A 9,399-nucleotide genomic window follows, 5' to 3' on the forward strand; every position below is an offset into this window, starting at 1 on the left:
AGATAGGACCAGTGATCGTAGTGGTGTCTGTCCCCGCCCAGGAAACCCGGATGGCGGCCGAGATCGCCGAGCAGCCGGCCGCGCTCGCCGCGACCTTCGAGCATGTTCTGCCGCTGCGGCACGACATCACCCGACTGGCCGCCGGGCGCCGGAACGTGATCTTCGTGGCGCGCGGATCGTCCGACAACGCAGGGGTCTACGGCCGCTACCTGACCGAGATCCACGCCGGCCGGCAGGCGTCGCTGGCCGCTCCGTCGGTGGCCACGCTGTACGGCGCGAACCTGGACCTCTCGAACTCGCTGGTCGTCGCCGTCAGCCAGTCGGGCGCGACCCAGGAGATCGTCGACACGGCCGAGTGGGCGAAACGGAACGGCGCGGCGATCGTCGGCATCACGAACGACGGCAACAGCCCGCTGGCCTCGACGGCCGACGTCGCCCTGATCACCCAGGCCGGCCAGGAGCTCGCCGTACCGGCCACGAAGACGTATACGACGCAGCTGGCCGCGATCACGGTCGCCGTGGACGCGCTCGCGCCGCGGCCGGGGACGCTCGACGCCGATATCGCGCGGGTCCCGGACGCCGCGACCAAGATGCTGTCCGGCTCGGTCGAGGCGGCGGCAGACCTGCTGGCGGCGGCGCACGACGTGCTCGCGAGTGGTCGCGGTCTGACGTTCGGCACGACGCTCGAGGTCGCGCTGAAGCTCGAGGAGACCTGCCTGCAGCCGGTCCGCGGGCTCTCGTACGCCGACCTGAAGCACGGCCCGATCGCGGTCGTCGACTCCGACCTGGTGACCATCCTGGTCGCGGCCGGCGAAGGTCCCGCCCTGCCCGGGATGACCGAGCTGGCCGGCATCGTCCGCGAGAAGGGCAGCAAGATCCTCGGCATCGGCGGCGACCCGACCTTCGCCTCCCGCTGCGACGTGAACCTGGCCGGCCCCGACCTCCCGGAAACCCTCGCCCCGCTCGCGCTGGTCATCCCGGCCCAACGCGCCATCGAGCTCCTGGCCCGCAAACTCGGCCTCGACCCCGACGCTCCCCGCGGCCTCCGCAAGGTCACCCAAACCGACTAGGACCGACCTGAACAAAGTGCTCACTCGGTGAGCACTTTGGGTGGAATCGTGGTGGTCGTCAACCGGGGAAACACCTGAGAGAGGACCACCACGATGTTGCGAGGGCTTGCGACTGTCAGCTTCTACGCGAGTGACGTGAAGGCGGCGCGACGCTGGTACGAAGAGTTGCTGGGGATCGAGGCGTACTACGCCGTGCCGACTGCGGAGGAGCCGGCGTACGTCGAGTTCCGGTTCGGGGACTTCCAGTGCGAGCTGGGGATCATCGACGCCAAGTACGCGACACACCAGGTCGGTCCGACCGCGGCGGGGGCGATCGTGAACTGGCACGTCGACGATCTGGAGGGCACGCTCGCGCGGCTGCTCGAGCTCGGGGCGACGCTCAACGAAGGAATCGTTGAGCGCGGCAACAACACGGGCTTCCGCACCGCGTCGGTCGTCGACCCGTTCGGCAACCTGATCGGCATCATGAACAACCCGCACTACCTGCAGATCCTCGCGGAGCTGAAGGCCTGACGCGCGGGAAGTTCAGAAGTCGATCCGCATGACCGCGCGGCGCCTGCCGGGCCGGGCCACCTCGGCGAAGCCGGCGTCCGCGAACGTGCCGAGAGTGCCGACCGATCCGCCGTCGACGAAATCGGGGTAGCCCTCCACAGCGCGGGCGCCGCGATCACGGGCGAAGTCGGCGGCGGCACGGGCGAGGGCGCGACTGATCCCACGACGCCGGAAGCCGACGCGGGTCACGAAGCAGGTCACGGCCCACACCGTCGTGTCGGCCTTGTCCTCGTTGCGATCCATCCAGGGGATGCGGTTGTCGCGGAGCAGCCTCGGGTGGTCGGCGCGCGACGCGACGGCGCACCAGCCGACGGGCTCGCCGTCGAGGTACGCCACCAGACCACTCGTGGTCTTGGCCTCCGGGGTTCCACAGGCGGTCTGGTCGCAGAGCCGCGCGGCCAGCTCTTCGGGGCCTTCCGAGGCCCAGGATTCCTTGGGAAGCATCCGGAACCGCTGGCACGAGCAGCGGGCAGTGTCGCCACGGGTCCCGAAGACCGCCTTGAGATCCTCAGCAGTCGCCTCGTTCGCAGGGACGATCGTGAGCTGGTCCGCGGCGATTGGTTCGCGGGAGCCCGTCGGGCGCGGGACGGGTGCCCTTGGAGGCGCAGGGCGCTTCTCCCTGTGGGGCAGCGCGTCCAGCATCAGCCGGACATCCACCGTGTCGCCTGCATCCAGTCCCTGCGGCTTGCGCACTGCGTCCTTCAACGGGAGCAAGTAGCTGCCGTCCTTGGGGTACAAGGAGGTCTTCCACTCGGTGCTGCCGATCCGGGCGCGAATCGGCAGCATTCCCCAGCCGTAGCTGGCAGCCGAGGCGAAGGTCCGCAGCGCGTCGCCCTCCTCGTCCGGCACGGGGACGAAGTAGTACGGCGCCGGACCGCGCCACTCGATCACCTCGCCGCTGAACGACTGATCCATGCATTCGATGCTAGGCCCGGTTCCGGACAGACCGCTTCCGGATTCGGCGCCGATGTCAGAAGTTGCCGCGGTGAGTCAGGGCCGTCGTGATCTGCCTGGCGGCCTGCTGAAGATGTGGGAGGAACTCCTCACAGAGGGACGTCGCGGTCGAGCGGGACGCGTGGGCGGAGATGTTGAGCGCGGCGATCACACGGCCGCGGGAGTTGTGGATGGGGGCGGCGATCGAGCGGAGGCCGAGTTCGAGCTCCTGGTCGACCAGGGCGTATCCGTCGGCGCGCGCCTGGGTGATGCTGGCGCGCAGGTCGTCCGGGGCGGTGAGCGTGCGATCCGTGAGCGGCTCGGCCTGCACGGTCTCGAGGTACGCCGTGAGGTCTTCGTCGGGCAACGCAGCGAGGAGGACCCGGCCCATCGAGGTCGGGTACGCCGGCAGCCGGGCGCCGACTCCGAGGGCAACGGTCATGATCCGGCTGGTCGGTACGCGGGCGACGTACACGATGTCCGGGAGATCGAGGGTCGCGATCGAGCAGGATTCGCGGGTCTTGGCGCTGAGTTCCTCCATGAACGGGCCCGCGAGTTCGCCGAGGTCCAGGGAGGACAGATACGCCCAGCCGAGGGCGAGGACCCGTGGAGTGAGGGAGAAGCGGCGGTTGTCGCTGCGTACGTAGCCGAGTTCTTCCAGCGTGAGCAGGATCCGGCGTGCGGTCGCGGGAGTGATGCCGACGGCGCGCGCCACCTCGCTGAGCGTCAGCGAGGGTGCCTCGGTCGAGAACGCGCGGATGACCGCGAGACCGCGCTCCAGACCTTGCAGAAACGTGCCCGTAGACGCGTCACCCGGCATCGGCTAGCCTGCTCTTCGTTGAAAGAAAAACTATTCGCTGAGCGAAATCCTAGCGGAGCTGCCGATGCCACGTCCAGTCGATGCGGCGCCGCCTGGTGCCGGGTTCGTGCACACGTTCCTGCCCGGGCGGGTGGTGTTCGGTGCCGGTGCCCTCGACCGGGTCGCGACTGAGGTCGAAGCGCTCGGCGTACGGCGGGCGCTCGTGGTGGCGACGTACTCCGCGCGTGCCGCGGCCGACGTGGTCGAGGCGCAACTGGGCGATCTGTTCGCGGGCCGGATCGACGGCGTGGCCCAGCATGTCCCCACCGAGGTCGCCGAGCAGGCGCGCACCACAGCACGCGAGACCGGCGCCGACGCCGTCGTCGCGATCGGTGGCGGCTCCGCAATCGGCCTCGCCAAAGCCATCGCCCTCACCGCCGAACAGGTCGTGATAGTTGCCGTACCTACTACCTACGCAGGGTCTGAGATGACGCCAGTGTGGGGTGAGACAGCAGCTGGGCGTAAGAGCACAGGGACTGACATGCGGGTGCTGCCGCGGGTGGTGATTTATGACCCGATGCTGAGCCGCGGGCTGCCGTTGAAGGTGACGGCGGCGAGCGTGGCGAATGCGATCGCGCATTGCGTGGAAGCGACCTGGACACCGAAGGCCGATCCGATCACGGAGCTGACCGCGGTGGAAGGCCTGCGGGCGTTGAGCACAGGCTTGCGGGACGTGCTACTCGCACCCGACGATTTGGATGCTCGAAGCAACCTCCTGTACGGCGCCTGCTTGGCGGGCTCAGCGTTGGCGACGGCTGGAACCGGACTGCATCACAAGCTGTGCCACTTACTGGGCGGCACCTACAACCTGCCGCACGCCGAGACGCACGCGGCAGTCCTTCCACAGGTGACCCGCGTCAACGCACCCGCTGTTCCGCAAGCAGCAGCACGTCTCGCGGCCACCCTAGGCACAGAGGAGCCGAGCAGCTTGGCGGCTCAGCTGTTCGACTTGTACAAGGCGGCTGGCGTGGCGACGAGCTTGCGGGAGCTGGGACTGACCGAGACACAGGTCACGGAAGCCGCCGCAGCGTTCAAGCCGACAGACAACCCCGTCCCGGTGACGGAGGACCTGATGCGGGGGATCTTGACCCGCGCCTGGTCCGGTACGCGACCTTGATGAGCGAGGAGACCGGATGGACCTGCAAGGAGATGAGCTGACCGCGGCGGTGGTGGCCAGCTTCGGGGACAGCCCCAGCGGCCGCTACCGGGAGGTGATGAGCGCCCTCGTGCGGCACCTCCACGCGTTCGCCCGCGAGGTTGACCTCACCGAGGACGAATACTTCACCGCGATCGACTTCCTCACCCGGACCGGTCAGATCTCGACCGGCACGCGACAGGAGTTCGTGCTGCTGGCCGACGTACTCGGGCTGTCGATGCTCACAGTCGGTCTGGGGAACCGGAAGCCGCCCGAGGCCACGCAGTCCACTGTGTTCGGGCCGTTTTTCGTCGAAGGATCTCCCGAGGTACGGCTCGGCGGCGACATCTCGAACGGCGCTCCTGGACAGCCGTGCCTGGTGAGCGGGCGTGTCCTCACCACCAAGGGCCAGCCGATCCCGCAGGCGCTCGTCGAGACCTGGCAGGCCGACGAGGACGGGTTCTACGACGTACAGAAGGACCTCGACGGTCCGCAGAATCGCGCCCATCTGACAACCGATGCTGAGGGCAACTACCGGTTCTGGGCGGTCAAGCCGGTCGCCTATCCGATCCCCGACGACGGCCCAGTCGGCGAGCTGCTCCGGGCGGGCGGTCGCGGCCCGATGCGCCCGGCGCACATCCACTTCATGGTCACGGCGCCCGGGTACAGCCGCCTGATCACGCACGTCTTCGCGGCGGGCGACGAATACCTCGACACCGATGCGGTGTTCGGCGTCAAACAGTCGCTCATCGCCGACTTCACCGAACACCCCGCCGGCACCGAGGCCCCCGACGGCAGTACGCCGGAGCGGCCCTACTACACCGTCGACTACGACCTGGTGCTCGCCACGACCGAGGAGGCCCAGCAGTGATCACCACGGACGTTCTGATCGTCGGCAGTGGCCCGGCCGGCGGCGCCGCCTCCCTCTTCCTGTCCACGTACGGCGTCGACAACATCGTCCTGGACATCGATCTTCCGATGGCCGGCGCGATGGACATCGAAGGGTCGACGAACATCGTGTTCGAGGCCGATCTCAGCCGGTACGTCGCCCATCGCCCGAGCGTCCTGTACTGGGTACTGCAGCCCGGCGCGCAGATCGGCGGGATCGGCGCGGGCGGATCGTTGACCGTGCCAACAAGAGCCGCAACCAGTTCGGCCAGATCTTCCGCGCGCTCGGCATGACGCCGGACGCGCCGGCCGGACGGACGATCGAGTCGCGCAAGGACGACACGCCAACCGCAGCCGCGCAGCGCGAGGAGCTGCGGAAGGCGATCGAGCTGAAGGATTACGAGTTCAACGCGCACGGCGTCGAACTCGGGCAGCGTTACCGCTCGTCCGCCGTGATCGACGACGGTACGCCGGAGCCGCCGTACGAGCGGGATCACGAGCTGTACTACCACCCGACGACGTGGCCCGGCGCCCGGATCCCGCACTGCTGGCTGACGCGCGGATCGGACACCGTGAGCACGCTGGACGTGGTCGGCAAGGGCCGGTTCACCGTGCTCACCGGCATCGGCGGCGACGCCTGGGTGAAGGCGGCGCAGTCCGTGTCCGAGCAGCTCGGCGACGCGACCGAAACGCTGAAACAGGCCGTCAGCAGCGTGCTAGGCCGCTGACGACGCCTCCGAACGGAGGATGCGGTCGAGGATCGCCGAGATCTCCGCGGTCTCGGCGTCCAGCAAGGTGATCAGCGCGACCCTCGAGGTCTCCGACCGCGCTTCCAGAGCCGCCGCGCTCAACGCGCGCACGGTGCCCAACTCGTGTATCAGTTCGTCCCACAGAGCGTTCATCAGCAAACCCCCATGTGTCCCGTCACCGAACCCAGCGCGACGAGAAGCCTCACTTCTGTCTTACCGAGAACAACGGGCGCAAGCGGCGGAAGGTTACGGACTTGTCAACAATTCCCAGCTGTGGGCGGGGACGGGCGGGGTGCTGTCGAGCGGGAAGCGCTGCTCCTCGTCGGAGATGTTCAGCAGCAGCAGGACCGACTCCTCGCCATGACTGCTGCGCAGCGCGAGCGACTCGTTGGTGAGGTGCTCGACGGTCGTCCGCGCCCGAGTCAGCCACGGGTGGCGACGCCGTACGCCGATGAGCTCCTGATGCAGGCGGTACGTCGACCGGCCGTACGGCGCCAGCTCGTCGGGCGACGCGGGGAACGCCGGCCGGATCGCGTCGTCCCCGCCGGCGCGGTCCTCCTTGAGACCCCGGAACGCCTGCTCGTCGCCCGAGTAGACGCTCGGTACGCCGGCGACGGTGAACAGGATCGCCAGCGCGTGGCCGAGGTGGCGTTCGTCCTCGAGCCGGGTCGCGAGGCGGGTCACGTCGTGGTTGCCGACGAACGTCTGCGGGACGAACGTGTCGAGCAGCGCGTTGTGCCGGCCGAGCGCGTACGAGAGCTCGTAGAAGTTGCGATCGTTGAGCGAACTCCAGATCGCCTTCCAGAGCTCGTACTGCGTCACGGAATCGAGCCCGCTCTTCTCGACGTACCCCGCGTAGTCCCCGTGGATCATCTCGCCGAAGTACCAGCTGTCGCAGTCCCGCGGCAGAGCATCACGCCAGAACTCGGGCGGTACGGCGTACGCCACGTCCAGGCGCCACGCGTCGACACCGCGATCGATCCAGAACCGCACGACGTCACCGACGTACTGCGCGACCTCGGGGTTGCTGTGGTCGAGGGCAACCAGCTGTTCGTGCCCCTCGAAGGTGTCGAGGCCACCGCGGCGGAACCACTCCGGGCGCGCGAAGGAGCGCGCGACATGGTTGAAGACACCGTCGAGGGCGACCCGGAGTCCTCGGGCGTGGGCCTGCGCGATCAGCCGGTCGAAGTCGGCGTCGTCGCCGAGGCGCGGGTCGATCCGGAAGTGGTCGACGGTGTCGTAGCCGTGCGTCTCGGAGGCGAACACGGGCCCGAGCAGCAGCCCGTTACAGCCGAGGTCGATCGCGTAGTCGAGCCAGCTCTCCAGCTGCGGCAACCGATGCACGACCGTCGCCTGCGCCACCGGCGGGGCCCCGGTGAACCCAAGCGGATAGATCTGCCACCAGACCGCGTGATCAGCCCACATGCTGATCGAAGGTGTGTCGGCGGATCCAGGCGTGCATGGCGATGGCGGCCGCGGCGCTGGCGTTGATGGAGCGGGTTGAGCCGAACTGGGCGATGGAGAGGACGGACGTACAGATCTGATGCGCGTCGTCGGTGAGCCCGGGGCCTTCCTGGCCGAAGAGCAGGATGCACTCCCGAGGCAGGTCGTACGTCTCCAGCGGCACGGAGCCCGGCAGGTTGTCGATGCCCAGCACCGGTAGCCCGCGCTCAGCGGCGTACGTAGCGAGGTCGGAGAGCGTCGGTTGGTGGCGGACGTGCTGGTAGCGGTCGGTAACCATCGCGCCGCGGCGGTTCCACTTCCGGTGGCCGACGATGTGCACCTCCGAGGCGAGGAACGCGTTCGCGGTCCGGACGACCGAGCCGATGTTGAGATCGTGCTGCCAGTTCTCGATCGCGACGTGGAACGGGTTCCGCTGCCGGTCCAGGTCCTCGACGATCGCCTCGAGCTTCCAGTACCGGTACCTGTCCACGACATTGCGCCGGTCCCCGGCCGCGAGCAGCTCCGGATCCAGCCGCGGATCGTCCGGCCAGTCGCCCTCCCAGGGGCCGACTCCGACCTCGCTCGGGCCCACCATGTCCGCTCCCCGTACGTCGCTGCTCAGCTCATGCACAGGTTGGGACGCTACCCTGTCCGCGTGCTTCCTCTCGTCGCGATGCTGATGCCCAACTGGATGGACCCTGAGTACCTCCTGCACTGGATGGGGAACTGGGCCCTCTGGGGCACGCTCCTGGTGGTGTTCATCGAGTGCGGGGTGCTGTTCCCGATCCTGCCCGGTGACTCGCTGCTGTTCGCCGTCGGCCTGTTCATCGCGCAGGGCACCATCGACGTACCGCTCTGGCTGGCCTGTGTGCTGCTGACCGTCGCCGCGTTCCTCGGCAACGTCTCCGGCTACTACATCGGCCGGGCCCTGGGTACGTCGTTGTTCCGCAATCCGAACGCCCGGTTCCTGAAACCGAAGTACATCGAGCAAACGCATGAGTTCTTCGAGCGGTACGGTCCGCGCGCGCTGGTGATGGCGCGTTTCGTGCCGATCGTCCGGACGTTCATCACGATCGTGGCCGGCGCCGGGAGGATGGACCCGAAGAAGTTCTTCGTCTGGACCGGGGTCGGCGCGGTGATCTGGGCGCCGGGCATCACGCTGCTCGGCCACGCGCTCGGCAACGTCGAGTTCATCCACAAGAACCTCGAGGCCGCGCTGATCCTGCTGGTGCTGATCTCGCTGATCCCGATGGTCGTCGAGTACTTCCTGGCCCGGCGCCGCAACCGCAACAACGCCGCGGACGCCCCGAAGCACGCCGCTCCGAAGCACCCGGTCAGCAACGGTCAGTGACCGAACGGAAAGTGCGGCTCGGACCAGACCCAGTCGGTGCCGAGGAGCGACAGCTCGGCGGCCTCGACGGGTCCGGTCGGTAGCGGGCCGACCACCTGACCGGAGCCGAGTGAACAGGCCACCCGGATCCGGTCGGCCGCCTGGTACCAGACCAGCGCCCCCCGTGGCGCCGCCCCTTCACGGAGCAGGCCGTGGTGGTCGAGCCACCGAACCGCGTCGGCCGCGTCGTGCCAGCCGCTGTCGTGCGCATAACCGAAAGCCATCCGCTGGAACTTCAGCGGCCAGTCCAGCCAGGCCGCCGATCCGACGCGCTCCAACTGCCAGTTGAGCGCCGCCTCGGTGTCCCGCGGGTTTGCCACCCGCGGGACGTTCCGGCGTTCCACGACTACGTCCCCCCAGGCCATAGGTCCTCCCCGATC

13 protein-coding genes are annotated in these 9,399 nt (G+C 68.5%); 7 read left to right on the forward strand and 6 right to left on the reverse strand.

Annotated elements, in window-relative coordinates; translation table 11 throughout:
- The first annotated feature begins 50 nt into the window (after positions 1 to 50).
- Positions 51 to 1,070, forward strand: a complete 1,020-nt coding sequence (locus E0H50_RS01040; protein ID WP_131283776.1) for an SIS domain-containing protein — start codon at positions 51 to 53, stop codon at positions 1,068 to 1,070.
- Positions 1,071 to 1,163: 93 nt separating this feature from the next.
- Positions 1,164 to 1,583 carry a VOC family protein gene (locus E0H50_RS01045; RefSeq protein ID WP_131283778.1) on the forward strand — a complete coding sequence of 140 codons (420 nt, stop codon included), beginning with the start codon at positions 1,164 to 1,166 and terminating at the stop codon, positions 1,581 to 1,583.
- A 12-nt stretch (positions 1,584 to 1,595) separates the two neighbouring features.
- On the opposite strand, the gene E0H50_RS01050 is transcribed toward E0H50_RS01045, so the two are convergent.
- Entirely contained in the window at positions 1,596 to 2,537 is a 942-nt protein-coding gene (locus tag E0H50_RS01050; RefSeq protein WP_202867961.1) for a DUF1905 domain-containing protein, read from the reverse strand.
- Positions 2,538 to 2,592: 55 nt separating this feature from the next.
- Positions 2,593 to 3,375 (reverse strand): IclR family transcriptional regulator domain-containing protein, encoded by a 783-nt coding sequence (locus E0H50_RS01055; protein WP_131283780.1) that lies wholly within the window; start codon positions 3,373 to 3,375, stop codon positions 2,593 to 2,595.
- A 64-nt stretch (positions 3,376 to 3,439) separates the two neighbouring features.
- Between E0H50_RS01055 and E0H50_RS01060 the strand changes: the two genes are divergently transcribed.
- The 4 genes from E0H50_RS01060 to E0H50_RS01075 are packed head-to-tail and all read left to right on the forward strand — an operon-like array spanning position 3,440 to position 6,165.
- The gene (locus E0H50_RS01060) at positions 3,440 to 4,531 is read left to right on the forward strand and encodes a maleylacetate reductase (protein WP_131283782.1); all 1,092 of its coding nucleotides are present in this window, start codon (positions 3,440 to 3,442) and stop codon (positions 4,529 to 4,531) included.
- A gap of 16 nt (positions 4,532 to 4,547) precedes the next feature.
- The gene (locus E0H50_RS01065; protein ID WP_131283783.1) at positions 4,548 to 5,420 is read left to right on the forward strand and encodes an intradiol ring-cleavage dioxygenase; all 873 of its coding nucleotides are present in this window, start codon (positions 4,548 to 4,550) and stop codon (positions 5,418 to 5,420) included.
- Positions 5,417 to 5,731: an FAD-dependent monooxygenase gene (locus E0H50_RS01070; protein ID WP_131283785.1), complete on the forward strand. Its 315-nt coding sequence runs from the start codon at positions 5,417 to 5,419 to the stop codon at positions 5,729 to 5,731. Before E0H50_RS01065 ends, E0H50_RS01070 begins: the two co-directional genes overlap by 4 nt.
- A complete protein-coding gene (locus E0H50_RS01075; protein ID WP_131283787.1) occupies positions 5,728 to 6,165 on the forward strand; it encodes an aromatic-ring hydroxylase C-terminal domain-containing protein in 438 nt (145 codons plus the stop codon). Before E0H50_RS01070 ends, E0H50_RS01075 begins: the two co-directional genes overlap by 4 nt.
- Here the strand turns inward: E0H50_RS01075 and E0H50_RS01080 are convergent.
- From E0H50_RS01080 to E0H50_RS01090, 3 genes are all read right to left on the reverse strand, one after another.
- Positions 6,154 to 6,339, reverse strand: a complete 186-nt coding sequence (locus tag E0H50_RS01080) for a hypothetical protein (RefSeq protein ID WP_131283789.1) — start codon at positions 6,337 to 6,339, stop codon at positions 6,154 to 6,156. The two genes, E0H50_RS01075 and E0H50_RS01080, sit on opposite strands and share 12 nt — an antisense overlap.
- Positions 6,340 to 6,432: 93 nt before the next feature.
- Positions 6,433 to 7,611 (reverse strand): alpha-amylase family protein, encoded by a 1,179-nt coding sequence (locus tag E0H50_RS01085; protein ID WP_202867962.1) that lies wholly within the window; start codon positions 7,609 to 7,611, stop codon positions 6,433 to 6,435.
- A complete protein-coding gene (locus tag E0H50_RS01090; protein ID WP_131284950.1) occupies positions 7,601 to 8,224 on the reverse strand; it encodes a TrmH family RNA methyltransferase in 624 nt (207 codons plus the stop codon). Before E0H50_RS01090 ends, E0H50_RS01085 begins: the two co-directional genes overlap by 11 nt.
- A 60-nt stretch (positions 8,225 to 8,284) precedes the next feature.
- On the opposite strand from E0H50_RS01090, the gene E0H50_RS01095 reads away from it, so the two are divergent.
- Positions 8,285 to 8,980: a DedA family protein gene (locus E0H50_RS01095; RefSeq protein WP_238150697.1), complete on the forward strand. Its 696-nt coding sequence runs from the start codon at positions 8,285 to 8,287 to the stop codon at positions 8,978 to 8,980.
- Here E0H50_RS01095 and E0H50_RS01100 read toward each other — a convergent pair.
- Positions 8,974 to 9,384, reverse strand: a complete 411-nt coding sequence (locus E0H50_RS01100) for a hypothetical protein (protein WP_131283791.1) — start codon at positions 9,382 to 9,384, stop codon at positions 8,974 to 8,976. The two genes, E0H50_RS01095 and E0H50_RS01100, sit on opposite strands and share 7 nt — an antisense overlap.
- Between the last annotated feature and the right edge of the window lie 15 nt (positions 9,385 to 9,399).

This window comes from Kribbella sindirgiensis (genome assembly GCF_004331435.1).
In the GTDB taxonomy this organism is placed as follows: Bacteria; Actinomycetota; Actinomycetes; order Propionibacteriales; family Kribbellaceae; genus Kribbella; species Kribbella sindirgiensis.

What these genes read in the sequence shown, in the direction of transcription:
- E0H50_RS01040 (WP_131283776.1), top strand. Translation starts at nt 51, where the DNA reads ATGGCGGCCGAGATCGCCGAGCAGCCGGCCGCGCTCGCCGCGACCTTC.
- E0H50_RS01045 (WP_131283778.1), top strand. Translation starts at nt 1,164, where the DNA reads ATGTTGCGAGGGCTTGCGACTGTCAGCTTCTACGCGAGTGACGTGAAG.
- E0H50_RS01050 (WP_202867961.1), bottom strand. Translation starts at nt 2,537, where the DNA reads ATGGATCAGTCGTTCAGCGGCGAGGTGATCGAGTGGCGCGGTCCGGCG.
- E0H50_RS01055 (WP_131283780.1), bottom strand. Translation starts at nt 3,375, where the DNA reads ATGCCGGGTGACGCGTCTACGGGCACGTTTCTGCAAGGTCTGGAGCGC.
- E0H50_RS01060 (WP_131283782.1), top strand. Translation starts at nt 3,440, where the DNA reads ATGCCACGTCCAGTCGATGCGGCGCCGCCTGGTGCCGGGTTCGTGCAC.
- E0H50_RS01065 (WP_131283783.1), top strand. Translation starts at nt 4,548, where the DNA reads ATGGACCTGCAAGGAGATGAGCTGACCGCGGCGGTGGTGGCCAGCTTC.
- E0H50_RS01075 (WP_131283787.1), top strand. Translation starts at nt 5,728, where the DNA reads ATGACGCCGGACGCGCCGGCCGGACGGACGATCGAGTCGCGCAAGGAC.
- E0H50_RS01080 (WP_131283789.1), bottom strand. Translation starts at nt 6,339, where the DNA reads ATGAACGCTCTGTGGGACGAACTGATACACGAGTTGGGCACCGTGCGC.
- E0H50_RS01085 (WP_202867962.1), bottom strand. Translation starts at nt 7,611, where the DNA reads ATGTGGGCTGATCACGCGGTCTGGTGGCAGATCTATCCGCTTGGGTTC.
- E0H50_RS01090 (WP_131284950.1), bottom strand. Translation starts at nt 8,224, where the DNA reads ATGGTGGGCCCGAGCGAGGTCGGAGTCGGCCCCTGGGAGGGCGACTGG.
- E0H50_RS01100 (WP_131283791.1), bottom strand. Translation starts at nt 9,384, where the DNA reads ATGGCCTGGGGGGACGTAGTCGTGGAACGCCGGAACGTCCCGCGGGTG.